Source organism: Marinimicrobium sp. C2-29 (genome assembly GCF_038419845.1).
Taxonomy (GTDB): Bacteria; Pseudomonadota; Gammaproteobacteria; order Pseudomonadales; family Cellvibrionaceae; genus Marinimicrobium.
On the sequence record NZ_JBCAQT010000002.1, the window covers coordinates 118,229 to 141,851 of the forward strand.

Consider the following 23,623-nt stretch of genomic DNA (forward strand, 5'->3'; position numbering starts at 1 on the left):
CCACTTCTTTGCCCTTTCCGGCACTATTTTGTGTTTAGTTTTGTAAACCTCGAGAACCGCGCCCGAATGACGGGCAAAAAAAACCCGGCCAATGGCCGGGGTAGCTGAGTTACATCGGGTAGCCTAGGTGGCGCGTGGCGCCACAAGTTAGGGGAGTTGCACATGAAACACCTTACATACCTACTCCGACCCGACGATTTCGAAGAAGTTCACTCTCAGTGGGCCTGATCCCAATTTTCGCCCACACCGGCCTCCACCAGTAGCGGTACCTTGAGCGATTCGGCCCGGGACATGCGCTCGATGACGCCTTCCTGGACCGCCTTCAGCTGATCTTCGGCCACTTCCAGCACCAGCTCATCGTGCACCTGCATCATGATGCGCGCATCCAGCTTTTCCGCCAGTAGCCAGCGATCCACCTCGATCATGGCGGTTTTGATGATGTCCGCCGCCGTGCCCTGCATGGGCGCATTGATCGCGGTGCGCTCGGCGCCCTGTCGCAGGTTGCCGTTGCGCGCGTTGATCTCGGGCAGATAGAGGCGCCGGCCCCGGAGGGTTTCCACATAGCCCTTGTCGTGGGCATGGGCGCGTATATTGTCCATGTAGCGCTGCACGCCGGGGTAGCGCTCGAAGTAGCGGTCGATGTATTCCTGGGCTTCCTGGCGGCCCACATGCAGCTGCTTGGCCAGGCCGAAGGCAGACATGCCGTAAATCAGGCCGAAGTTGATCGCCTTGGCCCGGCGGCGCATTTCCGGGCTGACGTCATCCAGCGCCACCCCGAATACCTCGGCGGCGGTGGCCTTGTGCACGTCCAGGTTGTGTTCGAAGGCGCGCAGCAGGCCGGCGTCTTCCGACAGGTGCGCCATGATGCGCAGCTCGATCTGGGAATAGTCGGCCGCCACCACCTTGTAACCCTCGGGCGCGATAAACGCCTGGCGGATGCGCCGCCCCTCTTCGGTACGGATGGGAATGTTCTGCAGGTTCGGGTCCGAGGAAGACAGGCGCCCGGTGGCGGTCACCGCCTGATGATAGGAGGTGTGAATGCGACCGGTGGCCGGGTTGATCATCTGGGGCAACTTGTCGGTGTAGGTGCTTTTGAGCTTGCTCAGGCCCCGGTACTCCATGAGCAGCTTGGGCAGCGGGTAATCCAGCGCCAGCTCCTGCAATACCTCTTCGGAGGTGGAGGGCGCGCCTTTGGGGGTTTTCTTCACCACCGGCAGCTGCTGCTCCTCGAACAGGATCTCGCCCAGCTGCTTGGGGGAGCCCAGGTTGAAGGCGCGCCCGGCAATCTCGTGCGCCTCCTGCTCCAGTTGCGCCAGCCGCGTCCCCAGCTCCTGGCTGTGCTCGCCCAGACGCTTGGCGTCCACCAGGGCGCCGTTGCGCTCGATGTTGGCGAGCACCGGCACCAAGGGCATCTCCAGGTCAGTGAACACTTGCTTCAGTGACTGGGTGGCGGACAGCTCCGGCCAGAAGTGGCGGTGCAGGCGCAGGGTAATGTCGGCGTCTTCGGCCGCGTAGGGGGCGGCCTGCTCGACCGCGATCTGGTTGAAGCGCAACTGTTTGGCGCCCTTGCCCGCAATCTCTTCGAAGGAGGTGCAGCGGTGGTCCAGGTACTTCAGCGCCAGAGTGTCCATATCGTGCCGGTTCGCGGTGGAGTTGAGCACGTAGGATTCGAGCATGGTGTCGTAGGCGATGCCCTGCAGATCGATGCCGTGGTTGCGCAGCACATTGCGATCGTACTTGAGATTCTGGCCCACCTTGGCCTGTTTCGGGTCTTCGAGCAGGGGCTTCATCTGCGCCAGCACCTCGTCCCGGTCCAGCTGTTCGGGCGCACCCATGTAGTCGTGACCCAGCGGGACATAGGCCGCCTGCCCCGGCTCCACTGCAAAGGACAGGCCCACGATCTGGGCCTCCATGGCATGCAGACTGGTGGTTTCGGTATCGAAGGCGAAGAGCTCGGACTGTTTCAGCTGTTTGAGCCAGTGCTCCAGCCGCTTCTGATCGGTTACGGTCTCGTAGTCGGTATCCACCACCACGGCGGGCGCCTGATCGCTGCCGGGGTTGGCATCAGTGGCGGCAGCCGGGTCGACTCCCTTCTCTTCCAGCTCGGCCGCCCAGGTTTTGAACTCCAGCTCCCGGAACAGGGCCAGCAGCTGCTCGTTGTCCGGCTCCCCGACCTTGATGTCCTCCGGCCGCAGGTCCAGCTCCACGTCGGTTTTGATGGTGGCCAGCTCCCGGGAGAGGTAGGCCTGGTCGCGGTGCTCTTCGAGCTTTTCGGGCATTTTCCTGGCACCGCGAAAGCCCAGCTCGCGCACGGCTTCCAGGTCGGCGTAGATGGTATCCAGGCCGCCCAGCCCCTCGATCAGCGCCCGGGCGGTTTTCTCCCCCACCCCGGGCACGCCGGGAATATTGTCCGACTTGTCGCCCATCAGGGCCAGGTAGTCGATCATCAGCGGCGGGGCAAAGCCGTACTTCTCGCGCACGCCGGCCTCGTCCAGATAGGTCCCGTTCATGGTATTGACCAGCGAGATGTGGTCGTTCACCAGCTGGGCCATGTCCTTGTCGCCGGTGGACACCACCATGGAGCGCCCTTTCTCCGAGGCCTGCCGCGCCAGGGTGCCGATGACATCGTCCGCTTCCACGCCGTCGATCACCAGCAGCGGCAACCCCATGGCGCGCACGATCTCCTTGATGGGTTCGACCTGCGGGCGCAGGTCGTCGGGCATGGGCGGGCGCTGGGATTTGTACTCGGCGAACAGCTCGTCGCGGAAGGTTTTGCCCTTGGCATCGAAGATAACGGCCACAGGACTGTTCGGATAGTCCTTGAGCAGCCGGCGCAACATGCTGATGACGCCCTTGACCGCCCCCGTGGGTTCGCCCCGGGCATTATTGAGGGGCGGCAGGGCGTGATAGGCGCGGTAGAGGTAGGAGGAGCCGTCGACCAAAACCAGCGGAGGTGTCTGCGTCATAGTATCTCTTATATAGAGGTTCGATGAAGTGAGCCGACAAGGATACCGTAAAACAGGCCGGTGATTCAGCCCGGGGTAACACCCCCGGCACCGGCTTCCCACCCTTTTGGGCCTCTCCCCGCACTTGTTACTGAGGTGTTACCCGCCAATTTTTCACGAAACACCTTCAATTCGGCTCCCAAGTATGCGGAATGGTTAACAAAACTCTCACATTTCCATCATCAACCTGAAATAGGACTGGACTAGAATAAAGATTGTGTTACTATAGGTAACACGAAGTAACGCAACACTCACTGACTGTTCGCCACCAAGCCGGGCAGTCTCAACGGGGAAACCCCATGGAGGGCGAAACCATGAAGAAACTTGGTCTTATAGTCGCAACATTGATTTTTTCCGCGAGCGCACTGGCCGATGACGCCAACAATGACGTTCATCCGAGCATTACCGTCGCGGCCTCTCCGGCCGGCTCGGAAATGCTGTGGGAGCTGCCTGAGAAAACCGATGGCGAGCGCGAGAAACGCGCCCTGCAGGATCTGGAGTACCGCGCCAAGGTACTGAATGACAGGGTCGATACCGAACTGAACAGCCGGTTGGATGAGAAACTCAACCAGCAGCTCAACGCGGACTTCTAAATCCCAACCCGCCCGAGCGGCGGGTGGGCTTTATTCTGGCCGTTAATCTCTTACTCTCCTCGCTTGTCTCCCCGCCCGGGTCACCCCTGGCGGGGTTTTTTATTCTGGCCCCGGCGTTTTTATTCTGGCCCCTGGATTTTTTATTCAGAGTGTTACGAATCGGCCTGCAGACACTCGAGCACGTTGTCGGCCAGGGTATCGAGTAGCCCCGGATAGTCGGTAACGGCTTCGGAGGCGCCCAGCAAATCCAGCTCACCCAGACGCAGGTCCAGCTCCTGTGCCAGATCGCGGGCGGCGCTCATATCGTAGTAGGGTTCGGTAAACAGGCAGGCGGCCCCGGCCAACCTCTGGCGCAACTCATAGAGGTGGCGGGCGCCCGGACGCCGCTCGGGGCTCTCGGTGACCGCGGTCAGCTGGTTGAGGCCATAGCGCTGCACAAAGTGGCCGTAGGCTTGGTGATACACCGCGAACCCACGTCCGGCCACGGGCTCAAGCCGCGCTTCCAGGCTCCGATCCAGCTCGTCCAGTTCGCTGACCAGCGCCCCGGCGCGGTCACGGTAATAATCCGCATTGTCCGGATCCAGCGTTGCCAGCCGATCGGCCAGCACCCGGGCGACTTTGGCGCCGTTGCGCGGGTCCAGCCACAGGTGCGGGTCCCGGCCGTGATGGTGGTGGCCGTGGTCGTGCCCACCTGGCTCTTCCGGGTGTTGAGACTCTTCTGGATACCGGGGCCAATGCAGGTCGGGCAGAGCGGCCAGCGAGAGCTGGTTCTCGGGCGCCACGCGGGCCAGCGGCCGGCTCAGAAAGGTCTCCAGCTCCTCCCCCACCCAGAGCACCAGATCGGCGTTGTTCAGCCGCTGCATATCCGACACCTTGAGCGGGTAGTCGTGGGGCGAGGCATTGGGTTCGAGCAGCAGCGACACCTGCCCCCGTTCGCCCACCAGCTCCTGCGCCAACAGCTGCAGGGGTTTGATGCTGGCCAGAACCTCCACCTCGGCGCGCGGGGCGAGCGCCCAGCCCAGCAGAACCGGCAGCAATAACAGGGGCGCGCAACGGCGGCGCCAGGGGCTAATCCGTGGGAACATGATGAAGTGGCTCTCGCGACCTGAAACAATAAAGGTTATAGTGTAACATCTTTTATTCGCTTATCTATCTGCGGGGCCCAGTGCATGACCCAGACACCCATCGCTCTTCGCCGACACAATCACGGCCTCTGCGTGCGCAGTGCGCTGGCGTCGGCCCGTGCCCTGTGCGGCGAGCGCGGCGCGCGCCTGACGCCGCTGCGCGCGCAGGTGCTGGAGCTGGTGTGGCAGAGCCACAAACCCCTGGGCGCCTACCAGCTGATGGACCGCCTGGCCGAGGCGTCCACCCGGCGGGTGGCGCCCCCGACCGTGTACCGGGCGCTGGATTTTCTGCTCGAACAGGGGCTGATTCACCGGATCAACGGGCTCAATGCCTACGTGGGCTGCCCCAGCCCCGAACACCGCCACCCCAATCACTTTCTGTTGTGCCGGGCCTGTGGCGTCGCCGTGGAGCTGGAGAGCGAAGCGCTCACTCAGACCATCCAGCAGAACACGAAGGACGCCGGCTTCTTGTTGGAACACCATTCGCTGGAAGTCACCGGCCTGTGCCCCGACTGCCGGAGCAGCGCCCATGACTGAACCGCTGATAAAAGCCCACAACCTGGGTGTCCATCGCGGGGGACGGGCGATTCTCTCCGGCGCCGACATGACCCTGGAGCGCGGCAAGATCGTCACCCTGATCGGCCCCAACGGCGCGGGCAAGACCACGCTGGTGCGCTGCGTACTCGGGCTGATCAAACCCGATGAGGGCCGGCTCGAGCGGGGCCCGGGGCTGCGCATCGGCTATATGCCCCAGCGTCTGCATATTGATCCCAGCCTGCCGCTGTCGGTCCATCGTTTTCTCACGCTGGGCGGCAAGCCGCGCGTACCCCTTCAGGAAGTCCTGGAGATGACCGGGATCGCGCATCTGACCGAGGCGGCCATGACCCACCTGTCCGGGGGCGAAACCCAGCGGGTACTGCTCGCCCGGGCGCTGTTGCGCGCCCCCAACCTGCTGGTACTGGACGAACCGGTGCAGGGCGTGGACGTGGGCGGCCAGGAGGCACTGTATCAACTGATCAATGACATCCGGCGCCAGCGTCAGTGCGGCGTGTTGCTGGTGTCCCACGACCTGCACCTGGTGATGGCCACTACCGACACGGTCATCTGCCTGAATCAGCACGTCTGCTGTCACGGCCACCCCGAGCATGTCACCAGCGACCCGGCCTACCTGGCCCTGTTCGGTGAGAGCGCCAAGCCGCTGGTGGCGCCCTACACTCACCACCACGACCACCGCCACGACGACCACGGCAATATTGTGGAACTGGATTCGGAAGACCATGCCTGATTTTTTACTCTACGCCCTGCTCTCCGGCCTGGGCGTCGCACTGGTGTCCGGCCCGCTGGGCGCGCTGGTGGTCTGGCGCCGGATGGCTTATTTTGGCGACACTCTCGCCCACTCGGCCCTGATGGGGGTCACCTTTGGCCTGCTGCTGAATATCAATCTGAACCTGGCGGTGGCCATCGGGTGTCTGCTGCTGGCGCTGATCCTGGTGGCGCTGCAGCACAACCGGTTGCTGGCGACCGACACCCTGCTCGGGATTCTCTCCCACTCCACTCTGGCGCTGGGCCTGGTGATGGTGAGCCTGTTCACCAACAGCCGCATTGACCTGCTCGGCTACCTGTTTGGCGACATTCTCGCCGCCGGGCCCGGAGATGTGATCACGATCTGGATCATTTCGGTACTGGTGTCCACCCTGCTGCTCCTGCTCTGGCGCCCGCTGCTGGCCATTACCGTGCACGAGGATCTGGCGCAGGTGGAAGGCGTGCCGGTAGCGGCCGTGCGCACCGCGCTGATGCTGCTGATGGCGCTGGTGATCGCCATTGCCATGAAGGTGGTCGGGGTGTTGCTCATTACCGCTCTGCTGATCATTCCCGCCGCGGCCAGTCGCCGGCTGACTCACAGCCCCGAGGCCATGGCGCTGCTGGCCAGCCTGCTGGGTGCCCTGTCGGTCGCACTCGGGCTGGGCGCCTCCTTCATCTGGGACAGCCCCGCCGGTCCTTCTATCGTTCTGGGTGCGACGGCGCTGTTTGTGCTGTCACTGCTGCGCCCGGCCCGATAAAGGCGGACTCCGCCCTCCCCCAAAGGCCCCGTTCGGGCCGGGAATGGACGCTCAAATTAGCAAACCGGTCAATTTGTGGGCATAATTCGCTTCACGGCGCCGAATTTTGTGTAATACTTGGAGCGTTCGTAACAAAACCGCAAAAGGAACATGCTTATGGCCAGCCCCAATGTCGTCATCGGAAACGAATCGGTCCGAGGGGACGCTATTGTCACCAAGGTCCATCAGGACATCGCGTTTCTGACCGACCGCCTCGGCCGTCTGGAGAGTCAGGCCAACCCCAATCCGCAAGTACTCAAAGTCTACCGGGACATGCTGGAGAGCCGCTACGCGGTGCTGGAGTGGATCAACACCCACTAGGCTTCAGCGCATCAGCGGGCTGTCCGCGCACGGCGGCGGCCCGCCCAGCTGTCATTGCCTTCCTGTCACCAAAAGTTCACCGGTTTGTTGTCGTTTCGTCATTTGCCCGTCCCACACTTGGGGGCACCATCAGGCAGACGGGAAACGACCATGACCGAATCGACCTTTCGCACCCGCATTGACGACCTCCCCCCGACCCATACCGCTCGACCCACCGCACTGATCAATGCCCGCACGGTCTGGATATCGGACCTGCACCTGGGTTACCGGGACTGCAAAGCGCAGTACCTGCTCAATTTTCTCGATCAGATTCAGTGCGACACGCTTTACCTGGTGGGAGACGTGGTGGATTTCTGGGCGTTGAAAAAACGCTTCTGCTGGCCCGCCGATCACTACCAGGTGATGCTCAAGCTGTACGAGCTGGCCGGCCGCGGCGTGCGGGTGATCTACGTGCCCGGCAATCACGACGAACCCCTGCGACGCTTCTGCGGTGCCCTGTTCGGCCCCATCGAGGTGGCGCTGGAGCACGAGTATGTGGGCGCAGACGGCAAGCGCTGGCTGATCATGCACGGCGACGCCATGGATGCCTACATCAACCTCACCTGGATCACCCGTTTTTGCGGCGACATCGCCTACGGTCTGCTGCTGATGATCAACCGCTGGTCCAATCGCATCCGGCGCTGGTTCGGACAGCCCTACTTCTCCCTGGCGGGGCTGATCAAGAGCAACATCAAGGGCGCGCGCGAGGCGATTGAAACCTATCAGACCCAGGCCATGGAAGAAGCCCGCCGGCGCGGCTTTGACGGGGTGATCTGCGGCCACATACACGCCCCGGCCCTGCTGGAGCAGAACGGCATGTACTACGCCAATACCGGCGACTGGATCGAGAGCTGTACCGCCCTGGTGGAGGATTTTCAGGGCGAGATCCGGCTGCTGCACTACAGCGATCAGGTGCAGTGGCACCCGGTGGCGGAAGAGGCTGTCGCCCGGCAGGCCGCCTAGCGGGCGCTCTGCCGAGGCCCACCCTTAAAAACGGTGGCGCCTTTAAAAACGACGGCGGCTAAAACCGGAAGGAATCGACAATGGTTTCGTATTGCCCGGCCATCACGGCCGGGTCAAACGGCGGCTTGAACAGGGCGTGATAGTCACCCCGGGGGTTCACCAGCGCAATATGGCCGCTGTGATCCACGGTGTAGTCTTCGTCATCACCCTGGGTAACCTTGGAGAAGGCCACGTTCATTTCGTTGGCAAAGCGACGGATGGTCAGAAATTCGCCGGTCACCCCGGTAAAATCCGGGTGAAAGTGGGGGACGTAGTCCGACAGCACCTCGGGATCATCCCGCGCCGGATCCAGGGTAACCAGCAGCACCTGGGTGCGGGGCTCCAGCTCTTCCGGCAGCTCCTCCATCAGACGCGCCAGATCCACCATGGTGAGCGGACAGATATCGGGGCAGTGGGTGAAGCCAAAAAAGATCAGGGTCCACTGCTCCTCCAGTGACTCCGGAGTGAAGGGCTCTTCCCGGTGGGTCACCAGCTCAAAGTCCGAGATGTTGCGCGGCTGCTCAAATACGATCACACCCTGTTCGCGCAGTGCCTCCCGGTCCAGCGCCGGTGCGCGTGTCACCTTGTACACCTGCAACCCGACGACCACCGCGACCACCGATACCAGAATAGCGACCGTGCGACGGATGCCGCGGCGCTGACGCGCCCGATCAACGGGGGGCCCGGACTGATCCGGGGACTGAGGCGAATCACTCACGAGGGGGTACTCCTGGGATTGGTAAGGTTGGTCGGTTAACGGGGCGTCAGATAATCACTGGGCACGGGCAGCAGGTAGTGGTCCAGCAACATGATCACAAACAGCGCCATCAGATAGACGATGGAATACTTGAAGGTGTCCATGCCCACCGAGGGTTTTTTGCTGACCAGCATCGCGATGGACCAGTAGAGAAACCCCACACCCAGCACCGAGGCGCCCAAGAGGTAGAGCCAGTTCAACATACCGGTGATGTAGGGCAGCATGGTCACCAGCACCAGAATGATGGTGTACAGCAGAATGTGCACTTTGGTGTAGTGCTCACCGTGGGTGACCGGCAGCATCGGAATGTCGGCCTTGGCGTACTCGTCTTTGCGGTGCACGGCCAGTGCCCAGAAGTGGGGCGGGGTCCAGGCAAAGATGATCAATACCAGCAGCAGCGCGTGGCCATGGATTTCGCCGGTGACCGCGGTCCAGCCCAACAGCGGGGGCGCCGCACCGGCAATGCCGCCAATCACGATGTTCTGGGGGGTGGCACGCTTGAGAAAGAGGGTGTAGATGACAGCGTAGCCGAGCAGGGAGACCAGTGTCAGCACGGCGGTGAGCGTATTGATGAACACCACCAGCAGGGCCAGCCCGAGCGAGCCTATCACCAGCGCGAAAACGGCGGCCTGCATCGGCTCCACCCGACCCTTGGCGAGGGGTCGGTTGAAGGTGCGGGCCATCTTCTGATCCACATGCCGATCCACCAGGTGATTGACCGCGGCGGCGGAACCGGCACAGAGGGCGATACCCAGGTTGCCGATCAGCAGCACGTCCAGCGGCACCATACCGGGCACCGCCAGGAGCATCCCGATGACCGAGGTGAGGATCATCAGCATGACCACGTTGGGCTTGCACAGTTCGTAGTAATCCCGCCAGCTGACGCTGGCCGAACGAGCCCGGGATGTCTCTGCACTCTTAGTCATTGCGTCACGTCGTCATTTGTCATCAAAAGGGGGCGCTAGATCCTGAGCGCGGTGTAACTTCGGTAGGCCAGCGTTACCAAGCTTAGCAACAGTAACGCACCCACCGCATTGTGAGCAACTGCCACCCACAGCGGCAGGGAGGCCAGAACATTGGTGATGCCCAGGCTCAACTGCACCACCAGAATCAGCCCGATCACCAGTGCCAGCCGGCGCGCGCCGCGCTGGGGGATCTGCCAGAGGCGCCAGATCAGCAGCCCCAGCACCAGGGTGACCAGGACCGCCCCGAGGCGGTGAGTGACATGAATCGCCGTGCGGGCCTCGCCCTCAAGCAGGCCCCCCAGATAGTTGGGGCCCACGCCCTGGGCAAAATTGAAGGCGCGCACAAAATCCATCTCCGGCCACCACTCGCCGTGGCAGCGGGGAAAATCGGTACAGGCCAGGGCCGCATAGTTGGCACTGGTCCAGCCGCCCAGGGCAATCTGCAGAACCACCAGCACCAGTGCCACCCAGATCAAGGGGCGCAGCCCCGTCACCCGACGATAGCTGTTACCCGACAGGCACCAGGGGCGATTCTGCAGCCGCAGGCTCAGCAGCCAGAGCAGGCTGAGCGTGGCAAAGCCCCCTAAAAGATGCGCTGTGACCACCTGGGGCCAGAGCTTGAGCGTGACCGTCCACATGCCGAAGGCGGCCTGAACCACGACCAGGGCCAGCAGCCCGGTGACGTGCCCGCGCGGGTAGCGCAGCGCGGGGGAGCGGGCCGACCAGCGCCACACGGCAATGGTCAGGCCCAGAATCATCAGCCCCAGAAAGCCGGCAAAATAGCGATGTACCATTTCCGGCCAGGTTTTGTCGTGCTCGACCGGCGACTCGGGGAACAGGGCCTCGGCATTGGCCACCGATTCGGCGGACTTGGGCCAGGTCAGGTGCCCGTAACAGCCGGGCCAGTCCGGACAGCCCAGGCCGGCGTCTACCAGACGGGTGAAGCTTCCCAGCACCACCACCGCCACGCAAAAGACGGTGGCGAGCAATGCCCAGCGATAACCCTGTTTTTTGTGAGTGTTCTGGTGGGTCACGATCACAGATCTCCGCTTTATCAGTCTTCGTAAGAGTAGCGCAGCAGCCGCTTGATGTCTTTGAGCAGTTGCTTACCGCGATGCTCGGGGGTATAGCCCATCATCACGAACCCTTCCTGGTCCATCAGATAATAGCGTCCGACATCGATGGGATTTTCCGCCAGGTTGGTTTTTCCGAGCGAAGCGGCCAGGCTCCCGGAGTCGGGGTAGAGCACTTCCACACCGGGATGCTCCTGCTTCAGAAACTCGCTCATCTCGTCGGAAATCCGGCCGTCGAGCGGAAGAATGAGGCGCTCGACCCGGTAGGCCTTTTCCGCCAGGCGGACATGGACCTGGCGAGTCAGGTACAGGTTGTCCTCGCAGTGACCGGTGCAGTCGGCGTCAATGGGAACCAGCAGGCGCCAGCGCTTGCGGTCTTCATCCAACGTCCAGGCCTCACCCTCCGCCGTTTCCGGCTGCCAGTCCATGAAGGGCTGGGGCGGCGACAGCAGGGTGCCCTCGTTGACACTCTCGTCGGGAACCCCCACGCCGGTGAAATACAGCACATAGGCAAGCAGCATCGGCAGCGCGACGATGGCGATCAATCCGATCGCGATAATTTGCCCCCGACGTTTCATGTGTCGGTGGCGCTGTTCCTCGGGTGCATTACTCATAACGTCTTCTAATGGTCCGTTGTGCCGCTCGCTTTGAGGCTCGCGCAGGTCATTGGGTCAAATAAGTGAGTCGTTCTAAACAGGTAAACGATTCAGCGTCGGCGCCAGAGCACCCACAGATTGGTGTTGGCCAGAATAAACCAGAGCACCAGTGCCAGTGCCATGGCGAACCATTGCACCGCATAGGCGGTGTGCTTGGTGGCACTGACTTCGGTATCGGGCCAGTCGGTCACCAGGGCGCCCCGGCTGCCCGCCTCGAGACGGGCGTAGCGTTCCATAACAGGTTGGCCCAATTGTGTTTCCATGGCCTCCGGCTCGATCGCCAGAATGACTTTGGGCCAGCCCTCTTCCGTGTTCCGCCCATCGAGCAGGGGGTGATCACTGGGCTCGATCCATTCGGCAAAGAGCGTGACCGCCCCTTCGGGCGCCTCGGGATCGGGCCGTTCGGTCCGACGGGCAGGGGCCGGCACCCAGCCCCGATTGACCAGCACCACCGCGCCGCCCTCAAGCTCGAAGGGGGTCACCACTTCGTAGCCCACCTGCCCGTCCCGATGGCGATTATCCAGAAGCCAGTTGCGATCCCTCAGATAGCGGCCCGACAGAATCAGGCGCCGGTACTCCCGTAACCCGGAGGCATTGTCCTGCGTCAGCCGGGCAGGCGGGAGGGCAAGAGTCTCGGTCAGTTGCGCCTGCTGCTGTTGCTTCTGTTCGGCCCGATCCAGTTGCCAGAAGCCCAGCGTCAGCAGCACCGGCAGGGTCAACAGGCACAGAAGGGTCACTTTCCAGTTAAGGGCGATGGTAAACTGTGCCTCGGCAGGGGATTTTTGAACGCTCACGCGACGGACCAACTTCGATTCAACTTGCACTACGCTTCGAAACCGACGGCCGCCGGGAGGGGTACCCCTGCTTCGCCCGACAACCCGATAACCTGACTGGGAGCCTCTATGTGGCTTAAAATCATTATCTTGCTGCTGTTTGCCGGTGTTCTGTTGAGCCTCAGCAGCGGCTTGCGGTTTTTACTGAAAGACGCGGGAGTGCCGGAATCCAAACGTACGCTCTATGCTCTGGGTATCCGCATCCTGTTGGCCACTGTGATGATGCTGTGTGTTTTCTACGGCTTTTACAGTGGCATTCTCTCCAGCACCGCGCCCTGGGACGCGAGCCTGTAGCTCGACGTCCCGGATGCTCCGGGATTAACCGAAGATATAGACGGCGAAGAACAGGCCGACCCAGACCACGTCCACAAAGTGCCAGTACCAGCTGGCCGCTTCAAAACCGAACTGATCCTCGGAGTTGAAGTGCCCCTTGAGCACCGAGCGGAACCACATCACCGCCAGCATGAAGGTCCCCAGGAAGACGTGCATCCCGTGAAAACCGGTGAGCATGAAGAAGGTGGTGCCATAGATGCCGGAATCCAGCGTGAGCCCCATGTGGGCATAAGCTTCGTAGTACTCGTACACCTGCAGAAACAGGAACACGATCGCCAGCACAATGGTGCCGCCCAGCCAATTGTTGAACGCGCGGCGGGCATTGTTCTTGATGGCGCTGTGGGCCATGTGCACGGTGACACTGGAGGTCAGCAGAATGACCGTGTTCCAGAAGGGGAGCCAGGTCCAGATGGAGCTGATCTCGGAGAAACTCATGTTCTGGTCCGGGCCGGTGACCGTGGCATCGGCGCCATTGACCGCCATATCCGGGGTGGTCATCAGGGGCCAGGCGGCTTCAAATCCCTTCCAGAGGTACTCGTTGGTCGCGGCATTGTTGCCTTCGCCACTGAGCCAGGGCAGCGCCAGATTGCGAACGTAGAAGAGCGCACCAAAGAAGGCGGCAAAGAACATGAACTCACTGAAAATGAACCAGCTCATGCCCCACACATAGGAACGCTTGAGCTGGGCGTTGTTCAGCCCCGCCATGTTTTCATTGATCACCGCACCAAACCAGTTCCACAGCACCACGGCAAACACCAGGCCGCCGGCCATGAACACATAGGGGCCGCTGCTGTTGCCATTGAGCCAGTTGGCGGCACCCCAGACGGTCAAAAACAGCCCGAAACTGGCCCAGAGCGGGAGCTTGCTCTGTTCCGGTACGTAATAAGTTCCTTCGCTTGTCGCCATATCATCTACTCCGCGTGTGTTTTTGTTATTGCACACTAACCAATTCGTCTTTCCCGTTCCCATAGCGATCTGTTACATCAAACAGAGTATAGGACAGGGTAATGGTGTTAATACTTTTGGGAATGTCCCGGTCGACTATAAAGTACATGGGCAATTCCGCTTCCTCGCCACCGTCCAGAGGCTGCTGCTCGAAGCAGAAGCATTCGGTTTTGTGGAAGTAACCGCTCGCCTTGAAGGGCACCAAGCTCGGGATGGCCTGGCCGATCATGGCTTTTTCAGTCGGGTTGCGCGCCAGATAATCAATGCGCTTCTGTTCACCCGGGTGCACCGTCACGCTGCGGATACCGGGCTGGAAGTGCCAGGGCATACCCTCGTTGTTGGTGGCCACAAACTGCACCTTGATGGTCCGGCTGGTATCAATGCCGGCATCGGTCGCCTCGTACCGATCCCCGGTTTTGCCGTTGAGCCCGGTAATTTCGCAGAAGGCATTGTACAGCGGCGGCATCACCCAGATCGCGAACACAAACATGCACACGGCGCCCGCGCCCAGCTTTAGGCTGAGCGCGGCGGTGGGGTTATCGGGCAGCAGTGACTTCATGGCGCTTATACCTCAGACCGTTACTTCACTTCCGGCGGTGTGCTGAAGGTGTGGTAAGGCGCCGGTGAGGGCACCGTCCATTCCAGACCTTCGGGGTTGTCCCAGACTTCGGCTGTCGCTTTCTTGCCCTTCACGATCGCCGCCACGATGACGTACAGGAACAGTACCTGGGCCGCCCCGAACAGGAAGGCACCCACGGAGGAGATCATGTTCCAGTCGGCAAACATCATGTGGTAATCCGGGATACGGCGCGGCATGCCGGCCAGACCGGAGAAGTGCATGGGAAAGAAGGTCAGGTTCAGGCCGATAAAGGCCATCCAGAAATGGGTCTTCCCCAGGGTTTCGTTGTACATGTTGCCGCACCACTTGGGCAGCCAGTAGTACACGCCGGCGGTGATCGAGAAGATCGCCCCGGGTACCAGCACGTAGTGGAAGTGTGCCACCACGAAGTAGGTGTCGTGGTACTGGAAGTCCGCCGGGGCGATCGCCAGCATCAGGCCGGAGAAACCACCGATGGTGAACAGGATCACGAAGGCGACCGAGAACAGCATGGGCGTTTCAAAGGTCATGGCCCCGCGGAACATGGTGGCCACCCAGTTGAAGACTTTGACCCCGGTGGGTACCGCGATCAGCATGGTGGCGTACATGAAGAACAGCTCGCCGGCGATCGGCATGCCCACAGTGAACATGTGGTGCGCCCAGACGATGAAGCTCAGGAACGCAATGGACGCCGTGGCGTACACCATAGACGAATAACCGAACAGCGGCTTGCGCGCGAAGGTGGGGATGATCGCACTGACAATACCGAAGGCGGGCAGAATCATGATGTACACCTCGGGGTGCCCGAAGAACCAGAACACGTGCTGGAACAGAACCGGGTCACCGCCACCGGCGGCATCAAAGAAGCTGGTGCCGAAGTGGATGTCCATCAGCATCATCGTGACCACACCCGCGAGCACCGGCATGACGGCAATCAGCAGGTAGGCGGTGATCAGCCAGGTCCAGACGAACAGCGGCATTTTCATCAGGGTCATGCCCGGGGCGCGCATGTTCAGGATGGTGGCGATGATGTTGATTGCCCCCATGATCGAACTGGCGCCCATGATGTGCACGGCGAAGATGAAGAAAGTGACCGAGGGCGGCGCGTAGGTGGTGGACAGCGGCGCGTAGAAGGTCCAGCCGAAGTTGGGTGCACCGCCTTCCATGAACAGGGTGGAGACCAGCATCAGGAACGCGAAGGGCAGAATCCAGAAGCTCCAGTTGTTCATCCGCGGCAGCGCCATATCCGGCGCGCCCACCATCATCGGCAGCATCCAGTTGGCCAGGCCGACGAAGGCCGGCATGACCGCACCAAACACCATGATCAGACCGTGCATGGTGGTCATCTGGTTGAAGAAGTTCGGATCGACGATCTGCAGACCGGGCTGGAACAGTTCGGCGCGGATCACCAGCGCGAACGCACCACCCAGGAAGAACATGGCAAAGCTGAACCAGAGGTACATGCTGCCAATGTCTTTGTGGTTCGTGGTATACAACCAGCGAGTAATACCTTTAGCGGGGCCGTGTGCCATTGCTTTACCTCCTAGTTGCCTTGCTTGTGGTTATAGACATCAATGGGCTGTGCTTCATCGCCCATATTGTTGCCCCAGGCATTGCGCTCGTAGGTGACCACGGCGGCAATATCCACCTCGCTCAGCTGTTCGCCAAAGGCCTGCATGGCGGTACCGGGAGACCCGTTCACCACGATATCGATATGGTCCTCCATGGGACCCACTGAAACCCCACCTTTGAGAGTGGGGAAAACACCACTGACGCCTTCACCGTTGGGCTGATGGCACGCGGCGCACCATTGACCATACACTTGTTCGCCGCGCTCATAGAGCTCGTCGAAACTGAAGGTTTTCTCGGTGAGCTTGGCCAGCTCCTCGGCCTCTTCTTTCTTGGCCGTCATCCATTCGCGGTAGTCTTCCTGGCTCTTGGCTTCGACCACAATGGGCATGAAGCCGTGGTCTTTACCACACAGCTCGGCGCACTGGCCGCGATAGACGCCAGGCTCTTCGATGATCGCCCAGGATTCGTTGATGAAGCCGGGGATGGCGTCTTTCTTGACGCCCAGATCCGGTACCCACCAGGCGTGGATCACGTCTGAGGAGGTGATCAGGAAGCGGATCTTCTGATCCACCGGAACCACCAGCGGCTCGTCCACTTCCAGCAGATAGTTGGGGTTCTTGGGAGCGAAGCCCTCGATTTCATCGCGCGGCGTGCTCAGGTTACTGAAGAAACTGAAATCTTCCTCCACATAATCGTATTTCCAGCGCCACTGGTAGCCGGTAATCAGCACATCCACGTCCGCTTCGGACGAGTCGTAGAGCTTGATCAGGCTGCTGGTGGCGGGAATGGCCATGATGACCAGAATGATCAGGGGGATCGCCGTCCAGAGAATCTCCAGACCGGTGCTCTCATGGAAGTTGGCGGGTTTCACGCCGCGGGATTTGCGGTGCATGATCATGCTGTAGAACATGATGCTGAACACCACCACCCCAATGGCCACACACCACCAGAACATCTCCATGTGGAGGCCCTGGATTTCGCGGCTGACCGGGGTCACCCCCTCGGTCATATTAAACTTCCAACGCTCCACCTCGTCTGCCAGCGACTGATAACTGGTCAGCAGCAAGGCAGGGGAAAGCAGCCAGGCAAACAGCCTATGCGCTCGTCTAAACATCGCCCAATTTCTCCGTGTAGCTATGCTTTATTTGTATTTCAAACAACCCCGAAACTCTGACAGCCCCGGCAATCGCGGTCACATAGGCAGCCGCCAACAGGATGACGACGCCTCCCCCGCCCTTTGTCTTTCCGCACGGCATCGACAGCACCCACACGAGGGTTTCTGTGGCTCCTGCGGGTGTCGGCCGGGAAAACCAACGGATTCAAGTCTGGCGGGATACAATAAGCGGGGCCTCGACGGTGCGTCGCCCCCACAGGCCGCTAGGAGGCCACAAGAGGGCAAAAAAGTCAATGCTTTTATGGCCTTAGGGCCCGTTTGAAGCGGCTCTCAGAGCGGGTAAACTGCGGGCTGTTTCAGCCCCACAACGTCCACCCATTGCTGGCTGTGAGAATCGCCATGAACACTCCCGCTGTGCCCGCAACTGCCACCCCCGACCACCGGCGGGTCTGGCAACTCGCCTGGCCGATCATGCTCAGCAACCTGTCCATTCCCCTGATGGGCGCGGTCGACACCGCGATTCTGGGCCATCTGCCCAGCCCGCAGTACCTGGGGGCGGTCGCGATCGGGGCCAGCATCCTGAGTCTGCTGTTCTGGTCGTTTGGTTTCCTGCGCATGGGCACCACCAGCCTGACGGCGCGCCTGACCGGAGCGGGCGATGACAGCGGCTGCCGCCTGGTGTTGGCCCAGAGCGCGATACTCGCGCTGCTTCTGGCCGCCCTGATCGTCGCTACCGGCCCCTGGCTGATTCCCCTGGCCCTGAAACTGATGAACCCGAGCGCCGAGGTGGCGGCTCTGGCGCAGAGTTACGGCCAGATCCGCCTGTTCAGTGCCCCCGCCAGCCTGATGAATTTCGCCCTGATCGGCTGGTTTATCGGCCGCCAGGACACGCGCCGACCTCTGGCGATCCTGGTGACCGTCAACGGCCTGAACATCGCGCTGGACGCCCTGCTGATTCTGGGGCTCGGGCTCAACAGTGACGGCGCCGCCTGGGCGAGCGTGCTGGCCGAGTACGGAGGGCTGGCACTGGGCCTGGTCCTGCTCAGGGGAATGCTGAAGGGCATGGAAGGCAGGCTCGACAGACCCCAGCTGCGCCATTGGCACCGCTACCGGGGGTTACTGCAGGTGAACCGGCACCTGTTTGTGCGCACCCTGTGCCTGCTGCTGGTGTTCGCGTTTTTCGCCGCCCAGGGCGCGCGCCTGGGCGACTCGGTGCTCGCGGCCAATGCCATCCTGTTGCAGTTTCTGATGCTCACCTCCTACGCCCTGGACGGCTTCGCCCACGCGGCCGAGGCCCTGGCCGGACGGGCCATTGGCGCCCGGCAGCTGGATCAGTTTATCGCCGCCACCCGCCTGACGAGCGTCTGGGCGCTGATCTTTGCCGGGCTCATCGCGCTGGTGTTCACGCTGGGGGCACCCTGGTTGCCCGGCCTGTTTACCGAGCTGGACGCGGTTCTGGCACTGGTTCGGGAGTACTACGTCTGGGTCTGCCTGCTGCCGCTGATCGGGGTCTGGGGCTACCAGCTGGACGGGATTTTTCTCGGCAGCGGCCACACCGGCGCGATGCAGTACACGGTGCTGGCGTCGGCACTGGGCGTCTTTCTGCCCGCCTGGTGGGCGCTGCAACCCTGGGGAAACCAGGGCCTCTGGCTGGCGTTTGTACTGTTTAACGGCGCCCGAGGCCTGCTGCTCGGCGCCGTTTTCTGGCACCTGACCCGCACTGGGCGGTGGATTCAGGGCCGAACTTTTATCGCCAAGTAACATCGCCAAGTAACATTATGGTGGGTCAACGCCCCCGATTATAAGCAATTGCTCTTAAAGTCGACTTGTAATTATGGGCTTTTGAATTAACTTTAGGTAATACCAATCGTCGGTCTATTGAACACTGCGACGCTGGTTCAAGCGCTGGCCATTACCAGTGGAAGCCGGACATCGACGCCACTCACCCCTCAACCAGCCACCCCTTTTGGGCGTGTCGGAGAACCCATCATCCCATGTGTCTCAAACCACTCGACGAGATTCGAGCGTTAATACGGCGGGCGAAAGCGAGGGACATCGAGACAGGACGGCTCAGTCAGGTGCTGGAACAGCGCTCGGCACGCCTGCACGAGGCCATCAAGCTGCCGCCGGACCAGGCCGCTCCGGCGCTGCGGGATTTTGTCGTGCGCTACATCGAGCATGTGCCGGAATTTGTCGGTGCCATTGATGCCATGACCCGTGAGGCCGGCATCAACCATCGGGTGGAGCCACTGCTGAACATCGCGTGTGATTATTTTCTGTCGCCGCCGGATCTGGTCCAGGACCACAGTCAGCTGGAGGCCCTTCTGGATGAGGCCTACCTGGCGCACCGGTTACTGGAGGAGGTCAACGACCGCTTTATCGGCCACTGCGGCATCCCCCTGGCACCCATGGATACCACTCGGGCCAATGTCATCGCCCACGAGCTCATCGGCGAGCCCTTCGCCAACGAGCTGGACCAGGCCGTGCTGTTTTCCGCCGAGCTATTGCTCAACGAGTACCCCTTTGAGGGCGACAACTTCGAGCGCTACATCGAGCAGCACAAAAGCCGCGGCTGGTCGAAAGAGCTCAGCCGCTGGCCCTGCCTGGCCACCGACCTGGAGATCGACCTGCGTTTCAGCTCCTGAGCTCTCCCAGAATGTCGGTCGGGTTGCGGTGCGGGGGAAACACCGGGTAATACACCTTGCGAATCACGCCATCCTCAATCAGCAGGGTCAGGCGCTTGATGTAATAATCCGATTCGTACTCGAAGGTGGGCAGGTCCAGCGCCTTCGCCAGCTTCAGGTCGCTGTCGTTGAGTAGCGTGTAATTCAGGCGCAGGCGCTCGACCGCGTCGCGCTGCTCCTCCAACGGCTGGGCACTGACCCCGAACACTTCCACCCCCAGGCGCTGGAACTCGGGGTAACGGTCGCGAAAGGCGCAGCATTGGGTGGTGCAGCCCCGGGCGCCGGGTATCTTGTTCCAGCCGATCATCGGCGGTCGCTCGGGCTTGCCGGTCATGGGGTAGAAAAACACCACCGCCAGTCCCTTGTGGCGACTCAGATCCACCGTTTCACCACTGGTGCTGACCCGCTCGACCGATGGCAGCGCCATCCCCTGAAGGTGATCACAGGCACCGTCATTCTCCGGCTCTGGAAGCCCCTCCGGCAGCATGTACAGATTTTTGGCCATACGTTTTTACCCTTTTATCATCTGAGGATCTGCCTCATGCACAACCTCGGTGGTCGATGTAAGCCTCTCTCCCGGCTCATCTTCCTGTTGAGAGTCCAGCGATCACAGAAAGTCCGCTGTCTCTTGCGAACTTCGATACCGCAAGTCTCGTGCCACTGCGCCCGCCAAACCCGCGATATACAAGGAGTTTACTCCCTGATTCACAGGGCGCGCCAGTCACAGCGTTCCAGATAGATCAAATTTACCCGACCCGCCGTGCACCAATATTGAGCACACCCATTCAAAAAGGGGACGCAAAAAGGGGACGGAGGGATTTAATTTTAACCAGATTGATCAAAATAAAATCCCTCCGTCCCCTTTTTGGCGTCGTCCCCTTTTTGGAGAGTGCATACGTATGCAGGGGATGCATACGTATGCAGGCAATTGTGCCCGGGTGAGGGCGGGCATAGCATGGCTCCGAGATAAAAAAGACAACTCTCTGGAGCGATCAATAATGACAACCCTTTTCGGTAAATTCGGTTCTGTTCTGTCCCTGTTTCTCGTGCTTGCGCTCGGATCGCTCGCCGGTTGTGGCGGTTCTTCCGGCGATGACCCGGCACCCGGGGGCGGCGATGATGTGGTCAACGACGACCCGAGCGAGGATGACGACCAGGAAGACCAGGACGACAGCGAGGATGACCCCGTCGCTGAACCGCTGACCTGCAACAACCCCACCTATGACGAGGCTCAGAATCTGCGTATTTACCAGGTGATGACCGAGTCGTTCATCAACGGCAACCCCTCGATTGGCCACGGCGTGGGCTACGGCACCAGCCACCACATGGGGGACATTCAGGGCATTACCGACAGCCTCGAGTACATAAAGGGCCTGGGCTTCAACGCCATCTGGCTCACCCCCATCTTTGACAGCGTGCCGCTTCCGGAGCAGGACCTGGCGGCCGACCGACTCGATGCCACCGGGTATTACGCCAGCAACTTTTTTGCGATCGACCCCAACTTTGGCAGCCTGGACGAGGCCCGCGAGCTGGTGGAAAAAGCCCACGAGCTCGGGCTCTATGTGTTTTTTGACGGGGTCTTCGGGCATTTCAAAAACAATGCGCAGGACTACCCCTCGCGCGAAGGCCACATTCTCAGCAGCGGGGGCGACAGTGTGGCCGGCACGGGTCAGCTGGCGCTTTATCCGGAAGATTTAGAATTTTTCAAGGAAGTCGCCACTTTCTGGATTGAAGAGCTCAAGATCGATGGCTGGCGTCTGGATCAGGCCTATCAGGTGCCACTGGATGCCTGGGTCGGCATCCGCCGCGCCGTGGAGCAAACCTCGGCCGAGGTGACCTACACCAACGCCAAGGGCGATACCGTCAACCCGCTGGGCTACATGGTCGCCGAAATCTGGAAAGGCCCCGGGGAGATTGCCGCCGAGGGCTACGGCACCGCTGAAGAGCCCGCTCTCTGCTCGGCGTTTGATTTTCCCATGCGCTACGCCCTGGTGCGCAGCCTGGCGGTGGAAGAGAACGGCGGACGCACCCCCAGCGCGGGCCAACTGAATACCGGTTTTGCCAGCCACAACAATTACCCTGAACACGCCCGGCCCAACGGCTTTCTGGGCAACCACGACCTGGTGCGCTTTGGTGACCTGCTCCAGCGGGGCGACATCGCCGGGCCGGAAGATGACAGCTACTGGCAGCGTCACAAGGCCGCCTACAGTTTTCTGGCCGCCTACACCGGTCCCATCACCCTGTATTACGGCGAGGAAATCGGCCAGGAGCTCGCCGACTATGCCGATCAGGTGACCGCCAATTGCGCGGACCAGGGCCTGTGTGACGACCATGTGGCCCGGACCGATGGCATGATCGAGGGTCTGCCCAGCGGCTCTGAGCATGCCGTGTTCACGGCGAACGAGCGCCAGGCCGATCTGCGCGGGTATCTGAGCGAGCTGATGCATCTGCGCGCCCAGGAGCCGGCGCTCTATCGGGGCGAACGCCTACCCGTCACGGTGCCGGCCGATATCGCCGGTGACCTCTATGCCAATTACAAAGCCCATGAGAATGAGGGCATCGTCTATCTGCTGAACGTCAGTGATACCGCCGTGATCGCCTCCTTCGATGCCTGCGCCCTGGGCAGTGCCGGGGACCTGACCAATCTGCTGACCGACGAGATCATCAGCGCTGAAGATGCGCAGTATCAGATTCAGGTACCGGCCACGACCGGCGTGTTTCTGAAAGTGAACGAGCCCCTGCCCGAGGGACCCGGCTGTGGTGGCAGTTCGGGTCCCGTGGGCGAAGGTCCGCTGGCCGCCTGTGACGCGCCCACCGTGGACGAAGCGGGACCGCTGGAGAACGAGACCGTCTACATTCGCGGCACCTACGCCGGTGGCAATGCCTTTGACGCGACGCCCAGTGATCGGAGCTTCAGCTACAAAGGGGACAATATCTACCAGGTGGTGGTCACTGAAGACAGCGCCACCGACTATACCTTCAAGTTCGCCACCAGTGACTGGAGCCGCGAGTACGCCGTCGCCGGCAGCGCGGCGGTCACAATCGGGCAGGAACAACCCTTGGCGACCGCCTCGGGTCCGGGGACCGAATCGGCCATCGAGATTCCCGAGGCGGCGGACTATGTGTTCAGCTTCCAGCTGGATAATGACCTGGAAGGCGGCACAATGATGGTCAGCCAGTGCGCTCCCTGATGGGGCGCGCAGGCGCCCGGTCGAACAGGGTGCGATAGTCCAGGCATTCCGTCAGCTCCGCCAGCGCCCGGGACAGGTCCCGGGCAAGCAACAGCTCGCCGTCATAGGGGTGCAGGGCCAGGCGCAGCGGCCGGCGCTCACTCGCCAGCGCCCGGTTGGCCCGATTCCACAGTCGCAGGCCGCATTGGCGACCGGCCGTATCGGCCTCAAACCCGAGCAATGGCAGGTGCCACCTGACCACTTTGGCCGCGCCGGTCACCTGGTAGAGCCCTGAGGTGGTTTCAAAATAGCGGAAGGGGGAGGCCGCCAGATCCTGGCGGTGCAGGGGACCCAAGGCCCAGGCCGGAGGGACATAGAGCTCGGGCGGCGTCAGTCGATGATGCTCAAACCAGGCATGGTTGTCCACCAGCAGCTGACGCAGAGCCCGGCGGGACAGGCTCAGGTGCTCGGCGGCCTGGCGGGAGATAAAGCGCGCGTGCCAACGGTGATACAGGCCCGCAATCCGCCCGGCCCGGTGGTGCCAGCCGTGGCCCGCCAGCTCCAGCCCTTGCTGCTGCCAGAGGGCGAGCTGCTCAATGTCACGCGGCTGCCAGTCCCGCCCGGGCACCACCAGCAGGACCAGGCCCGCTCGGGCGGCCGGGGGAATGCGCTGGATCAGATCGGCCACCCGACCCAGCGTCTCGGGCATCACATCGTGAATGGAAACCAGCGCCCGCACG

At 61.7% G+C, this 23,623-nt stretch carries 23 protein-coding genes; 10 read left to right on the forward strand and 13 right to left on the reverse strand.

Annotated features, from left to right (window positions below; genetic code table 11):
- Positions 1 to 215 precede the first annotated feature (215 nt).
- Positions 216 to 2,966, reverse strand: a complete 2,751-nt coding sequence (gene polA / locus AAE484_RS02465) for a DNA polymerase I (RefSeq protein ID WP_341936744.1) — start codon at positions 2,964 to 2,966, stop codon at positions 216 to 218.
- Positions 2,967 to 3,319: 353 nt separating this feature from the next.
- On the opposite strand from polA, the gene AAE484_RS02470 reads away from it, so the two are divergent.
- Positions 3,320 to 3,598, forward strand: coding sequence for a hypothetical protein (locus AAE484_RS02470; protein ID WP_341936745.1), 279 nt, complete (start codon positions 3,320 to 3,322; stop codon positions 3,596 to 3,598).
- 152 nt (positions 3,599 to 3,750) lie between these two features.
- Here AAE484_RS02470 and AAE484_RS02475 read toward each other — a convergent pair whose 3' ends face one another.
- Complete coding sequence (locus tag AAE484_RS02475; RefSeq protein WP_341936746.1) at positions 3,751 to 4,683, reverse strand: zinc ABC transporter substrate-binding protein; 933 nt, start codon at positions 4,681 to 4,683, stop codon at positions 3,751 to 3,753.
- 84 nt (positions 4,684 to 4,767) lie between these two features.
- Here AAE484_RS02475 and AAE484_RS02480 point away from each other — a divergent pair, with 84 nt between their 5' ends.
- The 5 genes from AAE484_RS02480 (at position 4,768) to AAE484_RS02500 (ending at position 8,144) form a co-directional block, all read left to right on the forward strand.
- The gene (locus AAE484_RS02480; RefSeq protein ID WP_341936747.1) at positions 4,768 to 5,259 is read left to right on the forward strand and encodes a Fur family transcriptional regulator; all 492 of its coding nucleotides are present in this window, start codon (positions 4,768 to 4,770) and stop codon (positions 5,257 to 5,259) included.
- Positions 5,252 to 6,007, forward strand: coding sequence for a zinc ABC transporter ATP-binding protein ZnuC (gene znuC / locus AAE484_RS02485; protein ID WP_341936748.1), 756 nt, complete (start codon positions 5,252 to 5,254; stop codon positions 6,005 to 6,007). The genes AAE484_RS02480 and znuC overlap by 8 nt, the downstream gene beginning before the upstream one ends.
- The gene (locus AAE484_RS02490; RefSeq protein ID WP_341936749.1) at positions 6,000 to 6,782 is read left to right on the forward strand and encodes an iron chelate uptake ABC transporter family permease subunit; all 783 of its coding nucleotides are present in this window, start codon (positions 6,000 to 6,002) and stop codon (positions 6,780 to 6,782) included. Before znuC ends, AAE484_RS02490 begins: the two co-directional genes overlap by 8 nt.
- Positions 6,783 to 6,938: 156 nt before the next feature.
- Positions 6,939 to 7,142: a hypothetical protein gene (locus AAE484_RS02495; RefSeq protein WP_341936750.1), complete on the forward strand. Its 204-nt coding sequence runs from the start codon at positions 6,939 to 6,941 to the stop codon at positions 7,140 to 7,142.
- Between the two features lie 150 nt (positions 7,143 to 7,292).
- On the forward strand, positions 7,293 to 8,144 hold the full coding sequence (locus AAE484_RS02500) for a UDP-2,3-diacylglucosamine diphosphatase (protein ID WP_341936751.1): 852 nt from the start codon (positions 7,293 to 7,295) through the stop codon (positions 8,142 to 8,144).
- 58 nt (positions 8,145 to 8,202) lie between these two features.
- Here AAE484_RS02500 and AAE484_RS02505 read toward each other — a convergent pair whose 3' ends face one another.
- The 5 genes from AAE484_RS02505 to AAE484_RS02525 all read right to left on the reverse strand — a co-directional run bounded on the left by AAE484_RS02505 (position 8,203) and on the right by AAE484_RS02525 (position 12,428).
- Entirely contained in the window at positions 8,203 to 8,901 is a 699-nt protein-coding gene (locus AAE484_RS02505; RefSeq protein WP_341936752.1) for an SCO family protein, read from the reverse strand.
- A gap of 35 nt (positions 8,902 to 8,936) precedes the next feature.
- A complete protein-coding gene (gene cyoE / locus AAE484_RS02510) occupies positions 8,937 to 9,866 on the reverse strand; it encodes a heme o synthase (RefSeq protein WP_341936753.1) in 930 nt (309 codons plus the stop codon).
- 35 nt (positions 9,867 to 9,901) lie between these two features.
- Positions 9,902 to 10,939 (reverse strand): COX15/CtaA family protein, encoded by a 1,038-nt coding sequence (locus AAE484_RS02515; protein ID WP_341936754.1) that lies wholly within the window; start codon positions 10,937 to 10,939, stop codon positions 9,902 to 9,904.
- 20 nt (positions 10,940 to 10,959) lie between these two features.
- Positions 10,960 to 11,592, reverse strand: coding sequence for a hypothetical protein (locus tag AAE484_RS02520; RefSeq protein WP_341936755.1), 633 nt, complete (start codon positions 11,590 to 11,592; stop codon positions 10,960 to 10,962).
- Positions 11,593 to 11,684: 92 nt separating this feature from the next.
- The gene (locus AAE484_RS02525) at positions 11,685 to 12,428 is read right to left on the reverse strand and encodes an SURF1 family protein (RefSeq protein WP_341936756.1); all 744 of its coding nucleotides are present in this window, start codon (positions 12,426 to 12,428) and stop codon (positions 11,685 to 11,687) included.
- 108 nt (positions 12,429 to 12,536) lie between these two features.
- Between AAE484_RS02525 and AAE484_RS02530 the strand changes: the two genes are divergently transcribed.
- Positions 12,537 to 12,761, forward strand: a complete 225-nt coding sequence (locus tag AAE484_RS02530; protein WP_341936757.1) for a DUF2909 domain-containing protein — start codon at positions 12,537 to 12,539, stop codon at positions 12,759 to 12,761.
- A 24-nt stretch (positions 12,762 to 12,785) separates the two neighbouring features.
- Here the strand turns inward: AAE484_RS02530 and AAE484_RS02535 are convergent, their stop codons facing one another.
- The 4 genes from AAE484_RS02535 to coxB are packed head-to-tail and all read right to left on the reverse strand — an operon-like array spanning position 12,786 to position 17,029.
- Positions 12,786 to 13,706 carry a cytochrome c oxidase subunit 3 gene (locus AAE484_RS02535; protein WP_341936758.1) on the reverse strand — a complete coding sequence of 307 codons (921 nt, stop codon included), beginning with the start codon at positions 13,704 to 13,706 and terminating at the stop codon, positions 12,786 to 12,788.
- Between the two features lie 25 nt (positions 13,707 to 13,731).
- On the reverse strand, positions 13,732 to 14,304 hold the full coding sequence (locus tag AAE484_RS02540; RefSeq protein ID WP_341936759.1) for a cytochrome c oxidase assembly protein: 573 nt from the start codon (positions 14,302 to 14,304) through the stop codon (positions 13,732 to 13,734).
- Between the two features lie 20 nt (positions 14,305 to 14,324).
- The gene (gene ctaD / locus AAE484_RS02545; RefSeq protein ID WP_341936760.1) at positions 14,325 to 15,875 is read right to left on the reverse strand and encodes a cytochrome c oxidase subunit I; all 1,551 of its coding nucleotides are present in this window, start codon (positions 15,873 to 15,875) and stop codon (positions 14,325 to 14,327) included.
- An 11-nt stretch (positions 15,876 to 15,886) separates the two neighbouring features.
- Entirely contained in the window at positions 15,887 to 17,029 is a 1,143-nt protein-coding gene (gene coxB, locus AAE484_RS02550; protein WP_341936761.1) for a cytochrome c oxidase subunit II, read from the reverse strand.
- Positions 17,030 to 17,428: 399 nt separating this feature from the next.
- Here coxB and AAE484_RS02555 point away from each other — a divergent pair, with 399 nt between their 5' ends.
- Positions 17,429 to 18,790 (forward strand): MATE family efflux transporter, encoded by a 1,362-nt coding sequence (locus AAE484_RS02555; RefSeq protein ID WP_341936762.1) that lies wholly within the window; start codon positions 17,429 to 17,431, stop codon positions 18,788 to 18,790.
- A 233-nt stretch (positions 18,791 to 19,023) separates the two neighbouring features.
- Complete coding sequence (locus AAE484_RS02560; RefSeq protein ID WP_341936763.1) at positions 19,024 to 19,674, forward strand: hypothetical protein; 651 nt, start codon at positions 19,024 to 19,026, stop codon at positions 19,672 to 19,674.
- On the opposite strand, the gene AAE484_RS02565 is transcribed toward AAE484_RS02560, so the two are convergent.
- Positions 19,664 to 20,218, reverse strand: a complete 555-nt coding sequence (locus AAE484_RS02565; protein ID WP_341936764.1) for a peroxiredoxin — start codon at positions 20,216 to 20,218, stop codon at positions 19,664 to 19,666. The genes AAE484_RS02560 and AAE484_RS02565 overlap by 11 nt on opposite strands.
- A 493-nt stretch (positions 20,219 to 20,711) precedes the next feature.
- Here AAE484_RS02565 and AAE484_RS02570 point away from each other — a divergent pair, with 493 nt between their 5' ends.
- Positions 20,712 to 22,904 carry an alpha-amylase family glycosyl hydrolase gene (locus tag AAE484_RS02570; protein WP_341936765.1) on the forward strand — a complete coding sequence of 731 codons (2,193 nt, stop codon included), beginning with the start codon at positions 20,712 to 20,714 and terminating at the stop codon, positions 22,902 to 22,904.
- Here AAE484_RS02570 and AAE484_RS02575 read toward each other — a convergent pair.
- The gene (locus AAE484_RS02575; RefSeq protein WP_341936766.1) at positions 22,885 to 23,622 is read right to left on the reverse strand and encodes a polysaccharide deacetylase family protein; all 738 of its coding nucleotides are present in this window, start codon (positions 23,620 to 23,622) and stop codon (positions 22,885 to 22,887) included. The genes AAE484_RS02570 and AAE484_RS02575 overlap by 20 nt on opposite strands.
- Position 23,623 lies beyond the last annotated feature (1 nt).